Raw genomic sequence first — 15,032 nt, 5'->3', positions numbered from 1 at the left:
GATGGCCCTTGCGCGCTGGTCTAGAGTTCGACGATGGGCGACCTGCGGTCGCACCTCTCCTATAAGAACTCTAAGAACTCAGCACCACCAACCGATGATCAACAGGTGAGCCGCCATGGAATTACGTATTAACCAACAGGCCTATCAGGTCGATGCCGACGCCGACACGCCGTTGCTGTGGGTGATCCGCGACGACCTGGGCCTGACCGGCACCAAGTACGGCTGCGGCCTGGCCCAGTGCGGCGCGTGTTCGGTGCTGGTGGACGGCAACGTGGTGCGCTCGTGCGTCACGCCGGTGGCGGCGCTGGTCGGCCGCGAGATCACCACCATCGAGGCGATTGAAGCCGATGACGTGGGCAAGCGCGTGGTCGCGGCCTGGGTCGAGCGCCAGGTGGCGCAATGCGGTTACTGCCAGTCCGGGCAGGTGATGGCGGCCACGGCGCTGCTCAAGCACACCCCTGCACCGTCGAAAGAGCAGATCAACGCGGCCATGATCAACCTGTGCCGCTGCGGCACCTACAATGCCATCTACGCCGCCATGGATGACTTGGCCGCCGGCAAGGAGAGCGTTTGATGAAGACGTCCGAGATTCTGCCCGGTGTGACCCTGGACGCACCGATCAACCTGTCGCGTCGACGCTTTCTGGCGAGCACCGCCGTCGGTGCATTGGTCATCGGCTTCGGCCTGCCCCTCGGCGCTTCCAGGGTGCAGGCTGCCACGGGCGCCGCCGCTGAACGCGGCACCCAGGTGCCGGCGTTCCTCGAGATTCGCCCGGACGGCAGCGTGCGCCTGCTCAGCCCCTTCATGGAAGGCGGCCAGGGCACGCACACCGCCATGGCGCAGATCATCGGCGAGGAGCTGGATGCCGACCCTGCCACCTTCGTGGTCGAAGCCGCACCGCCCGGTGAAGCCTACGTGGTGATGGAAAATGGCCTGCGCATCACCGGTGGCAGTATGTCGGTGCGCATGAGCTACCCGACCATGCGCCGCCTCGGCGCCCTCGCTCGCGCCATGTTGATGCAGGCTGGCGCCGAACAGCTCGGTGTGCCGCTGGCGCAACTGACCACGCAACCGGGCCGGGTGGTGCATGCCGCGTCGGGCCGCTCGCTGGGTTATGGCGAGTTGGCCGGCCGCGCCCTGGACATGCCCGTGCCCGACCCGGCCAGCATTACCCTGCGCGACCCGAGCCAGTTCCGCTGGATCGGCAAGCCGGTCAAACGCCTGGATGCATATGACAAATCCACCGGCAAGGCGCAGTACAGCATCGACCTCAAAGTCGACGGCATGCTCCACGCCGCGGTGCAGCACGCGCCGCGCCTGGGCATGACGGTGGGCAGCCTGCGCAACCAGGCTCAGGTCGAGGCCATGAAGGGCGTGCATTCGGTGCACACTTTGCCCGGCGCCGTGGCGGTGGTGGCCGAACGCTGGTGGCACGCCAAGCGGGCCGTTGAAGCGATTCAGGTGGAATGGCTGGAAGCCGCCGCCGACTCTGCCGTGCGCGCGATGCCGGCGGACTTTTCCAGCGATAAATACCGCGACTTTCTCGCCGCCCAGCAAGGCCCGGCCCGCGACGACGAAAACCAGGGTGACGTGGCCGCCACGCTGGCCAACGCCAAGACCCGCGTCGACGCCACCTATCACAACCAATACCTCAACCACGCTCAGCTCGAGCCGCCCTCGGCGCTGGCGCGCTATAACCGCGACGGCACGCTGGAGGTGTGGCTGCCGAACCAGGCGCCGGATATGTTCCGCGCCGACATCGCCAAGCGCACCGGCCTGGCCGTTGAGCAAATCACCCTGCATTCGCCGCTGCTCGGCGGCTTTTTCGGGCGGCATTTTTTGTATGACTCGGCCAACCCCTACCCGCAGGCTATCGCCCTGGCCAAGGCTGTCGGCCGGCCGATCAAACTGATCTGGAGCCGCGAGGAAGAGTTCGTGCGCGATGTGCTGCGCCCGGTCGCGGTGGTCAAGTTCCGCGCCGCGCTGGATGACAAAGGCCTGCCTGTGGCCATCGAAGCGGTGAGCGCCACCGAAGGCCCCACCGAAGCGATTGCCGGCAAGCAAGGCGATGCCCTCGACCCCACGGCCCTGGAAGGCCTGTCCGGCAAAAGTTATGCGATCCCCAACAAGCGCATCGCCCAGATTTATGTCAAGGGCCCGGCCATGCTCGGTTACTGGCGTTCGGTGGGCAATTCGTTGAACGACTTCTTCTATGAAGCGTTCCTCGATGAACTGGCCGACAAGGGCGGCCACGACCCGTACGAATTGCGCCTGCACCTGCTGCGCGACAATGCGCGGCTGACCACTCTGCTGCAAGCGGTGGGCGAACTGTCCGGCGGCTGGAAGCGCGGACCGTTCACCGCCGAAGACGGCAGCCGACGGGCGCGTGGCGTGGCCATGGCCTCACCGTTTGGCTCCCACGCGGCGGTGATCGCCGAAGTGTCGATCGAGAAGGGCCAGGTCAAGGTGCATGACATCTGGCAGGCCATCGACCCGGGCAGCATCGTCAACCCGGCGATCATTGAAGCCCAGGTCAACGGCGCCGTGGCCTTGGGCCTGTCGCAAACCTTGCTGGAGGAAGCGGTCTACGTGGACGGTAAGCCGCGGGCGCGCAACTACGATTTGTACCCGATCCTGCCGCCCTCGCGAATGGCGCGGGTACACGTGAAGATCGTCGAGAGCGGCGAAAAAATGGGCGGCATCGGCGAACCACCGTTGCCCGCCGTAGCGCCAGCAGTGGCTAACGCGGTGGCACAGTTGACCGGCCAGCGCATCCGCAGCTTGCCGTTGAGCCGCTACACCTTCAGTTAACCCACAGGGAACGCCCATGAACAACCGCCGATTCGCAAGAACCGCAGGCTGGCTGGCGCTGCCCTGCCTGGTCGTGGCAGGCCTGCTGGCCTGGTACGTCACCCGCGAGCCCGCCTCGCCGTTCGCAGAACAAAACACCGCCAGTGTCGACCCGGCACTGGTCAGTCGCGGCGAATATGTCGCGCGTCTGAGCGACTGCGTGGCCTGTCACAGCCTGGCAGGCAAGGCGCCGTTTGCCGGTGGCCTGAAAATGGCCACGCCGCTGGGGGCGATTCATGCCACCAACATCACCCCCGACCGCGAGCATGGCATTGGCAACTACAGCCTTGCCGACTTCGACCGCGCCGTACGCCACGGCGTGGCGCCGGGTGGGCGGCGGCTGTACCCGGCGATGCCCTACCCGTCTTACGTAAAACTCAGCGACGACGACATCAAGGCGCTGTATGCGTTCTTCATGAAGGGCGTGCAGCCGGCCAACCAGCCGAACATTCCCAGCGATATTCCCTGGCCGCTGAACCTGCGCTGGCCCATCGCCCTGTGGAATGGTGTATTTGCGCCCACCGCCGCCTACGCCGCCAACCCGAGCCAGGATGCCCTGTGGAACCGTGGCGCTTATATCGTGCAGGGCCCTGGCCACTGCGGCAGTTGCCATACACCGCGCGGCCTGGCCTTCAACGAGAAAGCCCTGGACCAATCCGGTGCGCCGTTCCTGGCCGGTGCGCTGCTCGACGGCTGGTACGCACCGAGCCTGCGCCAAGACCCCAACACTGGCCTGGGCCGCTGGAGCGAGGCGCAGATCGTGCAGTTCCTCAAGACCGGGCGCAACCAGCATGCGGTGGTCTACGGCTCGATGACCGAAGCGTTCAACAACTCCACACAGTTCATGGCTGACGACGACCTGGCCGCTATCGCCCGTTACCTCAAATCCCTGCCCGGCGACCCGCAGCGAGATGGCACGCCTTGGCAGTATCAGGCCGTGGCCGCCGACGCGCGTGCGGATGCCCCCGGCGCCCACACCTATGCTACCCGCTGCGCCTCCTGCCATGGCCTGAACGGCAAGGGCCAGCCGGAGTGGATGCCGCCGCTGGCAGGCGCCACCTCGGCGCTGGCCAAGGAAAGCGCCTCGGCGATCAACATCACCCTCAACGGCTCGCAACGGGTGGTGGCCGCAGGCATACCGGATGCCTACCGTATGCCGGCGTTCCGTGAGCAATTGTCCGATCAGGACATCGCTCAGGTGCTGACCTACGTGCGCAGTACCTGGGGCAACCAGGGTGGCGCGGTGGACGCCCAGGTGGTGGGAAAACTGCGCGGGCATACCGACCCGGCCAGCAGCAGCCCGATCATTTTGCATATGCGTTGAGGCCGGAACGCGATCTCTTTGATATAGGTGATCAAATGTGGGAGGGGGCTTGCTCCCGATAGCGGTGTGTCAGTGAATGCATGTGTAACTGACACACCGCCATCGGGAGCAAGCCCCCTCCCACATTTGGCCAGGCTAGGCCTACTTGCTCTCGTCGCCCTTGCCTTCCTGCATCTGCACCGAAGACTTGCTGCCGCTGGTGTTGTCTTTGGTGGTGTTATCGGAATTGTCGAAACAGCCGTGCAGCAGGAACATGCTGCAAAAACCCAAGCACATAGACAGCTTTTTCATAAGATCTCCTGTTAAACCTATTCATCAGCCTGTGCTACATGTGGCCAGTTTCCGGACACGAACGTTCCCTGCACAGGCCGTGAGGCTGACGAATGGTTTGCCATTAATTAGCTAGCATTTACGTACGGCATATTTGGGCTAACCTTGACCCGTTAAAGCCTGTTAGTCGGTGATCCCATGGACACGTTGACCAAAGCGCAAATCGAGCATGCTCTTGCACAGCGACTGCGCAGTTGCCGTGTTACCTGCGCGATCAATCCAGACAGCAGCCTGTCCGTCACGGTGCTCGCGCCTGACGCCAATCAGTTCACCATCGCCAATATCAACCGCGCCCGCTACCACGGCGAGTCAGGTATCAACCGGCTCGTACGGGAAATCATGGAAGACATGGTGGTTTCCCGGAAAACCTCCCGTCTTTCCTCCGTGGGGTAAATACGCTTAAAAACAGAACGAGGCTTTCCATGCCGGATTCCACCGCTGCACCGTCGCAACGCTGCACCATCGATTACCTTCAAGACACACTGCTCGGCGTCAACCCGCTCTCCCATGCATGCATGGCGCGGATTACCCAGGCCGGCGAGCGCCTATCGCTGCACATCCCAGGGCCGTGGCCGAAGGAGCTGCCGAAGGCACATACCGTGTCGATCAAGGTTGAGAACCGTACTTATCATGGCGTGCTCGTGGATGCCCAGGCATCGGGCACCGATGAGTTGGTGTTGAACATTGAACTTCAGCCGGAACGGCCGGGCGCAGCTGGTCATTAACCCCGTTCACCCGCCAACGCACGCTGGTGAAAATGCGCCAGCCACTTCAAGGCATGCAGCGTCGCATCCAGCTGCACCTGCTCACGGGAGCCCATGAAGCGCTCCTTTCGGCTGAAGATACTCAGCCGGTTTTCGATTCGATAAGCCCAGGCAAAACAAATGGTCCCAGCCGGAATGCCGTCCATGTCATCCGGGCCAAGCAGGCCGGTGGTGGCGACGGCAACCCCGGCCGGGCTGTCACGCAACGCGCCTTCGGCCATCTCGCGAGCGACTTCACAACTGGTGAGGTTGAAGGTATCGATCGTATACGCGCGTACGCCCAGCAAGCGCTGTTTGGCCTCGGGCGAGTACACGACATAACCACTTTCAATACATGACCCGCCGCCCCTGACCTCCGACAGCAGCGTGATGATCTTGCCTGCCGTACACGACTCGGCGCTGGTGAGGGTGAGCTGGTGTTGTTTCAGGTAATCAATAGTGGCTGCGGCTATATCCATGATGACAATTTCCCGTGTTCAAAAGGTTGCAAGGTAGTCGGCCAATGTCAGCGCACAGGCCTCAATTGCGCCGTCCACAATCAGCTCGTAGCCGTGGGTGTTTTCCGTTGGAATCGCCAGGCAACCGCCGCGCGCCGAGGTGCCGTTACTCATGACGGCACTGGCATCCGAGGCAAAATCCACCAGCAGCGCATATTGAGGCGCATAACCGCAGCGCTGTGCGGCGTCTGCCAGGCCGGTGACCACGGAACGTGTGTAATAGCCTTTGAGGTCACCGGTATTGATGATCGGATCGACGCTCAGGCGAGTGCCGTACTCGCTCATCACCGGGCCGACTTCCACGGCGATGGTGGTATCGCCCGGCAGTGTCTGCGCCGCATACATCGCCCCGGCGTTGCACTCTTCTTCCAGCGTAGTGAAGACGAAATACACATCGCACGTCAGCGCCTGTCGGCGTTGGTGCAGGCGCTGCACGCTATGAAGTACCGCAGCGATGGGCGCGCGGTCATCCAGGAAGTGCGCGGCAATCGCGTCACCTACCCGGAACGGCGCACGCCAATGGCGGCTCAGCGTGACGCGGCTGCCGGGGCGTACGCCGTAGTCACGCAAGGTCTCGACGGAGCAGCGGGTGATCACATGCACGTCATTCCAGTGCACGTCGCCTGACAACACATCGGCACCCTGGGGCGCGTTGGCGGTGGCATGCATCGAACCAAAGGACAGCACCCCCGGAATGAATTGGTGATCACCGAGTATGTCCACCGGGCACATGCCGAAATTCACCGGGTTGGCACCGCCCAACGCGGTCACGCGCAACGTGCCGTCGGCGTCCACATGCTTGACCACCATGGCGATCTCATCCATATGCGCCATGACCCGCACCGCGCGGCGGGGCTCGCTATCGCCCTGCGCGCCTTTGACCAGGCCGATGACATTGCCGGCCGGGTCCACCCAGGTGTCGTCACACAGCGGCCGCAGGTGCTCCAGGCAAATGGCGCGCACCTCATCCTCCTGGCCGCCAGGGCCGCGGGCGAGCAACAGTTGGTGAAGCAACTGGGGGACATCGGGTCGGGCATCGTTTGGCTGGGGTTGCATCCGGGGGTCTCCATTCGCGCTATTGAACACTTATGAAAAATGACCTGGCACGCCGAACGGTTGTTCCACAAATCTTCTTGGTCGTACACCGAAATCCGGTTGAACACCCAATGCGGCAGGCTTTCTAGATGTGTTCCAACACCACCCCACGGAGGGAGTCCCCAATGAACATCAACCGCCTGCAACCCGCCTTGCCTTCGCTGTGCCTGGCGATGTCGATGGCCGCGCTGACCGCCTGCGCCGGCAACGACTCAGCCTCCAACGTCGTCGCGCCCGGTGAGGCCAAATCACCCACCACCCGCACTCTCGACACCGGCGCCGCCCTGCTGCAATCGCGCCCGCCCATCGATGCGCTCAATGCCTACCTGGACGGCTTCCACTTCTACAACGGCCATCCCGACGTGCAAATGGAAGCCCATCACTATTGCGCGATTCTCAACGAGGAAGTGATCCAGTGCGTGATCTACGACGGCAACCGCAAGGACGCCAAGTTGATGGGCGTGGAGTACATCATCAGCGAGCAGCTGTTCAACAGCCTGCCTGCGCCCGAGAAGGCGTTGTGGCACAGCCATGTGCATGAGGTGAAGTCGGGCCAACTGGTAGCGCCTGGTATTCCTGCGGTGGCCGAACACGCCTTGATGGAAAAACTGGTGCATACCTACGGCAAGACCTGGCACACCTGGCACACCGACCTCAACAAGCGCCTGCCGCTGGGTGTTCCGCAATTGATGATGGGCTTTACCGACGATGGCCAAGCCGATCCGAAGATGGTCGCCGAACGGGACCAGCGGCTGGGCGTCGACAGCGCCAGGAAAAAGCAGGCGCGCGCCGACATCCCCGCTCCGGCCATAGCACCGGGTGCGGACGCCTGGCGCCAGGGCACTATCATCCAGATCGAAGACCCCACCCAGGCCGCCCACCAGCACTGACAGCGGCAGCTGGTCATTTGGATTGAACGATTATTTGCCGGCGCTTGCCACATAGGAAAGGGGCGCATCAGCTGCCCCGCGCATGAGGAGTTCAACTATGTCTTACGACCATCAAGGCCCTGCCAGCGTCATTACCGCTTCCCGCCATCTGGGCACTGAAGACGATGAATGCCTGAACGAAAACGCCAACATAAAGATGACCAGCAGCGGCAAGCCCACCATCGTTCGCCTGGATTTCGAGGCCCCGCTGACCTGGCCCGGCAACCCCAACTTCGTCACCGTCAACGTGCCCGACGGCACGTCTGTCAGCGGTGTGATCGTGGCCTTGGAACGCCCGGCTGACGGGCCAGGTTGGGTCACCTTTACGGTGGACGATTGAGCCTGCGAGCAGGCCATCGCATTGTCCGATAACTTATTTGAATTATTTTTGACGTCAAATATCTGTACTTCATGAGCATAGGGAGTCCTCATGAAAAACAACGAGTTATTCACCATCAAGTATCAACTTCACGGCGAGCCCAGGTCGTTCATCGTGCGTGCGGCGCGCATGAATAACGCTGAAGCCTGGCACTGGGCCAGTTGCGATGCCGGCGTGGCGGTCATCCCCAGGTTCGGGCAAAACAACCTCAAGCGCGTCTCCAAGCCGATGGCGGAAAAATACGGCATTACGGATGTGCGCTGGTGCGGCGCGGCAGCGATTCAGTGGGCAGAGGGCATTACATCATGAACAGTCAGGTGCTGGATTACACAGCCAGGCAAACGTCGGACGACGAGGTCGCGCAGAACACCCAGATGTTCTACGAAGCGGACCGATTGGATGCCCAGGCCTATAAGATCATCGAACACTACAGCGGCGATACCGCGACCTGGGCGCGCTTCACCGAGGCGAAGAAGCTGGCGGACGCGCAACGGACCGCCGCTTATCAAGAGTGGATGCGCATTCACCGCGCCAGGAAAAAGTAACATGAAGCATGCCCCTGAATATCAGGGGCATGCGTCTGTTCAGAGGATCGGTTTACCCCCCGTCACGCCGTAGCGCTCGCCAGAGATATAACTGCCTTCATCCGACGCCAGCAGCACATAGATAGGCGCCACTTCCACCGGCTGACCAGGACGCCCCAGCGGCGTGTTGCCACCGAAGTTCTCCACCATGTCTTCAGTCATCGTCGACACGATCAACGGCGTCCAGATCGGCCCCGGCGCCACGCTGTTCACGCGAATCCCACGCTCGCCCAGCATCTGCGCCAGGCCCGCGGTGAAGTTCGCGATCGCGCCCTTGGTGGCCGCATAAGGCAACAGTGACGGGTTGGGCATGTCGGAATTGACCGACGTGGTGTTGATGATCGAACTGCCCTCGGCCATGTGCGGCAGCGCCGCCTTGCAGATCCGGAACATCGCTGTGATGTTGACGTTGAAGGTCTTGACCCAGTCCTCGTCGGGAATATCTTCCAGGGATTTGTAGGTCATCTGGAACGCGGCGTTGTTGACCAGCACGTCGATACGCCCGAACTCCTTCACCGTGTCGTTGACAATGGCTGTGCACTGCGCCGCGTCGCCCAGGTCACCGGGCAACAGCAGGCACTGACGCCCCGCTGCCTCGACCCAGCGCTGGGTCTCCTTGGCGTCCTCATGCTCGTCCAGATACGACACGGCAACGTCCGCACCCTCGCGGGCAAAGGCGATCGCCACGGCACGCCCGATGCCGCTGTCGGCGCCGGTAATCAAGGCAATCTTGTTGGCGAGCCGGCCCGAGCCTTTGTAGGTCTGCTCACCGCAATCGGGCATCGGCTCCATCTTGCGCTGGTCGCCGGGTACAGGCTGCTGCTGTGGCTTGAAGGGTGGTTTTGGGTAGTTACTCATCGGATTCCCTCCTGTGTGTGGTTAGTGTTGCGAGGGTCGGCCGCGCCCGATAGTTCAGAGCAATTTTCAGAAAATCGGATGACCGTACCCGCACGGCTGCACCACTCGTCCGATGGAATAAACCTTTGCAAAGTACGCCTCTCAACCGAAGGGTGAACGCCCGTTGGGGTATCGAGTGGTGTCGAAGCGTTCTGTTACAGGTCGCTTTTCAGCTATATTCCGCTATTCGTTTATCCCTCATCCCGTTTCGAATTCTTGCCCTGCGCAGTTAACCAAGGTTGGTGTTTATGAAGTCTGCCCCCCCGCGCTCGCCCAATGTTCCGCAACGCAAGGATCTGATCCCCAGCACCCTGAATTTTCCGGTGGTGGGTATCGGCGCGTCGGCGGGCGGGTTGCAGGCGGTGAAGGCATTTTTCGAACACATGCCGCAAGACTGCGGCATGGCCTTTGTGGTGATCCTGCACCTGTCCCCCGACCATCAAAGCGTGGCGGACAGGATCATCCAGGAGTCGACCCGGCTGCCGGTGCTGCAGGTCACCGAGACGACGCCCATCGAGAAGAACCGGGTGTACGTGATTTCGCCGGCGCAGCACTTGGCAATGAATGATGGCTACCTGGCCGTCTCACCGTCGGAGCGCGAAGGCGGCTCGCATATTGCCATCGACCTGTTCTTTCGCGACCTGGCAGACGCCCATAAAGAGCATGCGTTTTGCCTGGTATTGTCCGGCACCGGATCGGACGGCGCGGTGGGGCTTTCGCGTATCAAGGAACAGGGCGGCGTCACTCTGGTGCAAACCCCGGAAGACGCGGAATTCGACGGCATGCCACTGGCGGCAATCGAAACCCAGATGGTCGACCTGGTGTTGCCCGTGGTGGAGATGCCGCAAAAACTGCTGGAGCTATGGCGCAACGCCCGGTCCATCATCCTGCCTACCGCCAATGACCCCGAGATCAAGACTACGCCGCCGGCGACGGAACGTGACGCGGCGGTAGCCGAACAGTTGCTGCTGGATATCCTGATACAACTGCGGCTCAACACCGGCCACGACTTCAAGCACTACAAGCGCGCTACCGTACTGCGCCGCATCGAGCGCCGCCTGCAGGTCACCGCCCAACCGGACCTGGCCAGCTATTACGAATATCTCCAGGCGCACCCGGAAGAAACCAAGGCATTGCTCGGCGACATGCTGATCGGCGTGACCAACTTTTTCCGTGACCGCGAGGCCTTCGAAGCGCTCGAGCGCGATGTGGTGCCCAACCTGGTGAAGTCACTGGAAGACAGCGTGCCCAAACGCGAAGAGGTGCGCATCTGGTCGGCCGGCTGCTCCACCGGCGAAGAGGCCTATAGCCTGAGCATGCTGGTCGCCGAGCAACTGGCGGTAGATGGCAGCGATGCAAAAATGCAGGTATTCGCCACCGATATCGATGAGCGCGCGATCAACCACGGGCGTAACGGCGTCTACCCGGAAGCGATCATTACCGACGTGCCGCCTTCACGCCTGCGCCAGCACTTTGCCAAGGAAAAAAACCAGCACTATCGGGTGCGCAAGGAAATTCGTGAAAAAGTCCTGTTCGCCAAGCATAGCCTGCTGAGCGACCCGCCCTTCTCGCAGATTGACCTGATCGTCTGTCGCAACCTGCTGATCTACCTGGACCGCGAGGTGCAGCGCGACATTCTGCAGATGTTCCACTTTGCGCTGCGTCCCGGCGGCTACCTGTTCCTGGGCTCCTCGGAGTCGGCCGACGGCTGCCTGGACCTGTTCGTGCCGGTGGACAAGCGCAACCGCATTTTCCGCGTGCGGGCCGGTTCAGCGGCCATGCGCCGCGCGCCCAGCATGCCGCGTGGTGGCTACCTGCGGCCCAGCGCCACGATCGCTGCCGCCCAGGTCAAGGTACCGAACAAGGTCTCGTTCGCCGACATTCACCTGCGCGCGCTGGAGAAGGCCGCGCCGCCCAGTGTCATCGTGGATATACACGCCGACATCCTGCACATGAGTGAAGGCGCGGCGCGCTTCCTGCGCCATGTGGCCGGGGAGATGACGCGCAACCTGCTGGCCCTGGTGCACCCGGACCTGCGCCTGGATATTCGTACGACGCTGTTCCAGGCCCAGCAGTCGGGCCTTGCGGTGACGTCGCGCAAAGTGCGCATCGAGCGCGATCACGTGCCCTACGTGGTCGATGTCACCGCCCTGCCCTACCAGGACGATCTCACCGAGAGCGATTATGTCCTGGTGATTTTCCAGGAAACTGAAGTCGACCCCCGGCACGCCGAAGAATCCGCCATCAGCCAAGCCGAAAACCAGATGATGAGCAACCTGGAGCGCGAACTGCAGCGGACCAAGTTGCACCTGCAGGACACCATCGAGCAGGCCGAGGTCTCCAGCGAAGAACTCAAGGCGTCCAACGAAGAAATGCAGGCGGTCAACGAAGAGTTGCGCTCGGCCACCGAAGAGTTGGAAACCAGCAAGGAAGAGTTGCAGTCGATCAACGAAGAACTGTTGACGGTCAATTTCGAACTCAAGACCAAGGTTGAAGAGACCGACAAGGTCAATGACTACCTGACCAACCTGATCGCCTCCACCGATATCGCCACGGTCTTCGTCGACCGCAACATGCGCATCCGCTGGTTCACGCCACGGGCCACGGATATTTTCAGCATGCTGCCGGTGGACACCGGGCGCTCGTTGATGGACATCACCCACCGGCTCAACTACCCGGAAATGACCGAAGACGCCACCACAGTGTTCGAATCGTTGAGCATGATCGAACGCGAAATCAGCAGCAAGGACGACCGCTGGTACATCGCACGCCTGCTGCCGTACCGCTCCAGCGAAGACCATATCGATGGCACGGTGCTGACCTTTATCGATATCACCAAGCGGCGCCAGGCCGAAGAAGAACTGCGCCTGGGTGAAGAGCGCATGCGCCTGGTCGCGGACAGCACCCATGATTTTGCCATCATCATTCTGGATGACCATGGCGCCATCACCGACTGGAACACCGGCGCCGAGTTGATCTTCGGCTATACCAAGGACGAGGTGCTTGGCGCCTATTACGACTTGATCTTCTCCCCTGAAGACCGCACCGCCGGCATCCCCGAAAACGAGCTGCGCGCCGCCCGCGAACACGGGCGCGGCGAAGACGAACGCTGGCACGTACGCAAGGACGGCAGCCGGTTTTATTGCAGTGGCGAAGTCACCCTGCTGACCAGCAATAACCTGCAGGGCTACGTCAAGATCGCCCGTGACCTCACCGGCCATAAGCGCACCCAGGATGAGCAGAGTCAACGCTTGATGGAGACCCAGACCAACAGTCACCTCAAGGATGAGTTCTTCGCGGTGATGTCCCACGAACTCAAGCACCCGTTGAACCTGATTCAACTGAATGCCGAATTGCTGCGACGCCTGCCGGCGACCAAGGCCACCGGCCAGGCGGTCAAGGCCGTGAACACCATCTGCGAAGCGGTATCGAGCCAGGCGCGCATCATCGACGACCTGCTGGACGTGGCCAGGGTGCGCACCGGCAAGCTCAAGCTGAAGAAGCAACCGATCGACCTGATCCGCACGCTTGAGGATATCTACGCGGTGGTGCTCGCCGATGGCCATCAGTGCCAGGTGACCCTGCAAAAACCGACGACTCCGGCAGCCTTGTTCGTCGATGCCGACCCTACGCGCCTCGAACAGGTGATTTGGAACCTGGTCAACAATGCGCTGAAATTCACCCCCAGCGACGGCCGCGTGCAGTTGCTGGTCAGCCGTACCGAGGGGTACGCGCGGTTGGACGTGATCGACAGCGGCGCCGGGCTCGCCGAAGACAGCCTGGAGAAGATCTTCGACCTGTTCGGCCAGGCGGAAAACCAACACCAGACCCATCAGCGCGAAGGCCTGGGTATCGGCCTGTCCCTGGTCCGGCAACTGGTGGAAGCCCACGGTGGCACGGTCAGTGTTCAGTCCCCAGGGCTGGGCTTTGGCTGCACCTTCTCGATAGCGCTGCCGCTTTCCAGGCAACAGGACCGACTGCCCCCCGCTAACGCTGCGGACGCTTCGGATGAGCGCTTGACCGGGGTCAAGGTTTTGCTGGTGGACGATTCAGCCGATGTGCTGGAAGTGTTGAATATGCTGCTGGAGATGGAAGGCGCCGAGGTGAGTGCGTTCGATGACCCGCTCGCTGCACTGCAAGCGGCCGGCGACACGCCTTTCGACCTGATTGTCTCGGACATTGGCATGCCGAACATGAACGGCCATGAGCTGATGCAGCACTTGCGCCAGATCAGCCACCTCCAGCAGGTGCCCGCCATCGCGTTGACGGGTTACGGTGCCAGCAGTGACCAGAAGAAGGCCACCGACTCGGGCTTCAGTACCCACGTGAGCAAACCCGTCACCCATGATGCGTTGATCAGCTTGATCCAGAGCCTGTGCCGCGCACGGCGCTAGGCGCGGTTATTGGTAAGGAATCACCGAGATCTTGCCGTTGCGCTCGAGGATCGCGAAGCGGATGTGCTTGATCTCGAGAATACCCTGGGCCGACCGGGCCGCCTCGAGGATATCGTCTTCATCCAGGCGGGCGCGCTTGAGGCGTTCGTGAAGGACTCGGCCCTCTTCGACCACCACCGTCGGCCCGCCATCGAGCACCCGTGAAAACCACAGCGAACGCTGCTTGAGCAATGACAGGCCGATGTCGATAGCGATCAGCGTGACGATGACCAGCACCGCATTGGTCAGCGAGAAATCATCCCCCAGCAGGGCCTGCTGGGTCGCCTCACCAATCACCATCAGCAGCACCAGATCAAAGGTGTTGAGTTCGGCGAGGGAGCGTCGGCCCGCGACCTTGAACAGGATCATCAATACCAGGTAAATCGCGGCTGCCCGCAAGACGGAGTCCATGATTGCCCCCCTAGGGATAAATGAACTGGGATACGTCCACGGTGGCGCCGTTGGCCAGCGATACCCGGGTGTCGAAATTGCCGACGCCGTCACTGCGCAAGCTCAGGTACAGCGTGGCCCGCCCTTGATCGTCGCTCAGCGTCCACAGCTTTACGCCCTCTCCCGCCGCGCTGGCCTTGAGGGGCTGGGGTTGGAGCATCTCCACGTTGAAGCCCTGCAACAGCTCGCCGTTGATTTCGACTTCCAATGGCTTGCGCGCAGCGCCTTGCAGGTGGATCACCAACGCATCGGACGAACCATTGCGCAGGAAGCGCTGGTATTCGACGCGTAGCTGCCCGTCGGCGCTGCGTGCCTCGGTGGTGCTCAACGGCCCCTTGGAAAACAGCCCCGCCAGCGTCAGTACCATGAGCACGACCAGCCCGTACCAGCCCAGCCGCTCGAAGCGCCAGACTTTGCGTTGCAAAGGCATGTCCTCGCGTACCGGATAGTCGCGGCTGTGCAGGTCATCAGGCTTTGACTCGCGCATAGCCAGCCCTCTT

16 protein-coding genes are annotated in these 15,032 nt (G+C 62.0%); 10 read left to right on the top strand and 6 right to left on the bottom strand.

From position 1 onward, the window contains the following. Positions 1-115: 115 nt before the first annotated feature. The 3 genes from C4J93_RS11155 to C4J93_RS11145 are packed head-to-tail and all read left to right on the top strand — an operon-like array spanning position 116 to position 4,174. Positions 116-574 carry a (2Fe-2S)-binding protein gene (locus tag C4J93_RS11155; protein ID WP_124366618.1) on the top strand — a complete coding sequence of 153 codons (459 nt, stop codon included), beginning with the start codon at positions 116-118 and terminating at the stop codon, positions 572-574. Further along, positions 574-2,811: a molybdopterin cofactor-binding domain-containing protein gene (locus C4J93_RS11150; protein WP_124429322.1), complete on the top strand. Its 2,238-nt coding sequence runs from the start codon at positions 574-576 to the stop codon at positions 2,809-2,811. The genes C4J93_RS11155 and C4J93_RS11150 overlap by 1 nt, the downstream gene beginning before the upstream one ends. A 16-nt stretch (positions 2,812-2,827) precedes the next feature. Then, complete coding sequence (locus tag C4J93_RS11145; protein WP_124429321.1) at positions 2,828-4,174, top strand: cytochrome c; 1,347 nt, start codon at positions 2,828-2,830, stop codon at positions 4,172-4,174. A gap of 141 nt (positions 4,175-4,315) precedes the next feature. Here the strand turns inward: C4J93_RS11145 and C4J93_RS27125 are convergent, their stop codons facing one another. After that, the gene (locus C4J93_RS27125) at positions 4,316-4,465 is read right to left on the bottom strand and encodes a hypothetical protein (protein ID WP_164485251.1); all 150 of its coding nucleotides are present in this window, start codon (positions 4,463-4,465) and stop codon (positions 4,316-4,318) included. A gap of 177 nt (positions 4,466-4,642) precedes the next feature. On the opposite strand from C4J93_RS27125, the gene C4J93_RS11140 reads away from it, so the two are divergent. Beyond that, complete coding sequence (locus tag C4J93_RS11140; protein ID WP_124429320.1) at positions 4,643-4,897, top strand: hypothetical protein; 255 nt, start codon at positions 4,643-4,645, stop codon at positions 4,895-4,897. Between the two features lie 29 nt (positions 4,898-4,926). Then, positions 4,927-5,229: a hypothetical protein gene (locus tag C4J93_RS11135; RefSeq protein WP_124419730.1), complete on the top strand. Its 303-nt coding sequence runs from the start codon at positions 4,927-4,929 to the stop codon at positions 5,227-5,229. Here the strand turns inward: C4J93_RS11135 and C4J93_RS11130 are convergent. Beyond that, positions 5,226-5,726 (bottom strand): CinA family protein, encoded by a 501-nt coding sequence (locus C4J93_RS11130; protein WP_124366614.1) that lies wholly within the window; start codon positions 5,724-5,726, stop codon positions 5,226-5,228. The two genes, C4J93_RS11135 and C4J93_RS11130, sit on opposite strands and share 4 nt — an antisense overlap. A gap of 18 nt (positions 5,727-5,744) precedes the next feature. Further along, positions 5,745-6,821, bottom strand: coding sequence for a M42 family peptidase (locus C4J93_RS11125; RefSeq protein WP_124429319.1), 1,077 nt, complete (start codon positions 6,819-6,821; stop codon positions 5,745-5,747). A gap of 164 nt (positions 6,822-6,985) precedes the next feature. Here C4J93_RS11125 and C4J93_RS11120 point away from each other — a divergent pair, with 164 nt between their 5' ends. From C4J93_RS11120 to C4J93_RS11105, 4 genes are all read left to right on the top strand, one after another. After that, positions 6,986-7,750 (top strand): OBAP family protein, encoded by a 765-nt coding sequence (locus C4J93_RS11120; RefSeq protein ID WP_124429318.1) that lies wholly within the window; start codon positions 6,986-6,988, stop codon positions 7,748-7,750. Between the two features lie 97 nt (positions 7,751-7,847). Continuing rightward, positions 7,848-8,129 carry a hypothetical protein gene (locus C4J93_RS11115; RefSeq protein ID WP_124429317.1) on the top strand — a complete coding sequence of 94 codons (282 nt, stop codon included), beginning with the start codon at positions 7,848-7,850 and terminating at the stop codon, positions 8,127-8,129. Positions 8,130-8,219: 90 nt separating this feature from the next. After that, positions 8,220-8,477, top strand: coding sequence for a DUF6555 family protein (locus C4J93_RS11110; RefSeq protein ID WP_124362355.1), 258 nt, complete (start codon positions 8,220-8,222; stop codon positions 8,475-8,477). After that, positions 8,474-8,713, top strand: coding sequence for a hypothetical protein (locus C4J93_RS11105; protein ID WP_124419727.1), 240 nt, complete (start codon positions 8,474-8,476; stop codon positions 8,711-8,713). Before C4J93_RS11110 ends, C4J93_RS11105 begins: the two co-directional genes overlap by 4 nt. Positions 8,714-8,752: 39 nt before the next feature. Here the strand turns inward: C4J93_RS11105 and C4J93_RS11100 are convergent, their stop codons facing one another. Next, positions 8,753-9,610, bottom strand: a complete 858-nt coding sequence (locus C4J93_RS11100) for an SDR family oxidoreductase (RefSeq protein ID WP_124429316.1) — start codon at positions 9,608-9,610, stop codon at positions 8,753-8,755. A 287-nt stretch (positions 9,611-9,897) separates the two neighbouring features. Here C4J93_RS11100 and C4J93_RS11095 point away from each other — a divergent pair, with 287 nt between their 5' ends. Beyond that, positions 9,898-14,043 carry a CheR family methyltransferase gene (locus tag C4J93_RS11095; protein WP_124429315.1) on the top strand — a complete coding sequence of 1,382 codons (4,146 nt, stop codon included), beginning with the start codon at positions 9,898-9,900 and terminating at the stop codon, positions 14,041-14,043. A gap of 6 nt (positions 14,044-14,049) precedes the next feature. On the opposite strand, the gene C4J93_RS11090 is transcribed toward C4J93_RS11095, so the two are convergent. Then, positions 14,050-14,493, bottom strand: a complete 444-nt coding sequence (locus C4J93_RS11090) for a DUF421 domain-containing protein (RefSeq protein ID WP_124362351.1) — start codon at positions 14,491-14,493, stop codon at positions 14,050-14,052. Positions 14,494-14,503: 10 nt separating this feature from the next. Beyond that, on the bottom strand, positions 14,504-15,019 hold the full coding sequence (locus C4J93_RS11085; protein ID WP_124370329.1) for a hypothetical protein: 516 nt from the start codon (positions 15,017-15,019) through the stop codon (positions 14,504-14,506). Positions 15,020-15,032: the final 13 nt, after the last annotated feature.

The organism is Pseudomonas sp. R2-37-08W, from assembly GCF_003851705.1.
Classification (GTDB): domain Bacteria; phylum Pseudomonadota; class Gammaproteobacteria; order Pseudomonadales; family Pseudomonadaceae; genus Aquipseudomonas.
This window is presented reverse-complemented; position numbering and strand designations above follow the sequence as displayed.

Excerpts from the sequence above, each read along its gene's own strand:
- C4J93_RS11155 (WP_124366618.1), top strand. The coding sequence starts at position 116 with ATGGAATTACGTATTAACCAACAGGCCTATCAGGTCGATGCCGACGCC.
- C4J93_RS11150 (WP_124429322.1), top strand. The coding sequence starts at position 574 with ATGAAGACGTCCGAGATTCTGCCCGGTGTGACCCTGGACGCACCGATC.
- C4J93_RS11145 (WP_124429321.1), top strand. The coding sequence starts at position 2,828 with ATGAACAACCGCCGATTCGCAAGAACCGCAGGCTGGCTGGCGCTGCCC.
- C4J93_RS27125 (WP_164485251.1), bottom strand. The coding sequence starts at position 4,465 with ATGAAAAAGCTGTCTATGTGCTTGGGTTTTTGCAGCATGTTCCTGCTG.
- C4J93_RS11140 (WP_124429320.1), top strand. The coding sequence starts at position 4,643 with ATGGACACGTTGACCAAAGCGCAAATCGAGCATGCTCTTGCACAGCGA.
- C4J93_RS11135 (WP_124419730.1), top strand. The coding sequence starts at position 4,927 with ATGCCGGATTCCACCGCTGCACCGTCGCAACGCTGCACCATCGATTAC.
- C4J93_RS11130 (WP_124366614.1), bottom strand. The coding sequence starts at position 5,726 with ATGGATATAGCCGCAGCCACTATTGATTACCTGAAACAACACCAGCTC.
- C4J93_RS11125 (WP_124429319.1), bottom strand. The coding sequence starts at position 6,821 with ATGCAACCCCAGCCAAACGATGCCCGACCCGATGTCCCCCAGTTGCTT.
- C4J93_RS11120 (WP_124429318.1), top strand. The coding sequence starts at position 6,986 with ATGAACATCAACCGCCTGCAACCCGCCTTGCCTTCGCTGTGCCTGGCG.
- C4J93_RS11115 (WP_124429317.1), top strand. The coding sequence starts at position 7,848 with ATGTCTTACGACCATCAAGGCCCTGCCAGCGTCATTACCGCTTCCCGC.
- C4J93_RS11110 (WP_124362355.1), top strand. The coding sequence starts at position 8,220 with ATGAAAAACAACGAGTTATTCACCATCAAGTATCAACTTCACGGCGAG.
- C4J93_RS11105 (WP_124419727.1), top strand. The coding sequence starts at position 8,474 with ATGAACAGTCAGGTGCTGGATTACACAGCCAGGCAAACGTCGGACGAC.
- C4J93_RS11100 (WP_124429316.1), bottom strand. The coding sequence starts at position 9,610 with ATGAGTAACTACCCAAAACCACCCTTCAAGCCACAGCAGCAGCCTGTA.
- C4J93_RS11095 (WP_124429315.1), top strand. The coding sequence starts at position 9,898 with ATGAAGTCTGCCCCCCCGCGCTCGCCCAATGTTCCGCAACGCAAGGAT.
- C4J93_RS11090 (WP_124362351.1), bottom strand. The coding sequence starts at position 14,493 with ATGGACTCCGTCTTGCGGGCAGCCGCGATTTACCTGGTATTGATGATC.
- C4J93_RS11085 (WP_124370329.1), bottom strand. The coding sequence starts at position 15,019 with ATGCGCGAGTCAAAGCCTGATGACCTGCACAGCCGCGACTATCCGGTA.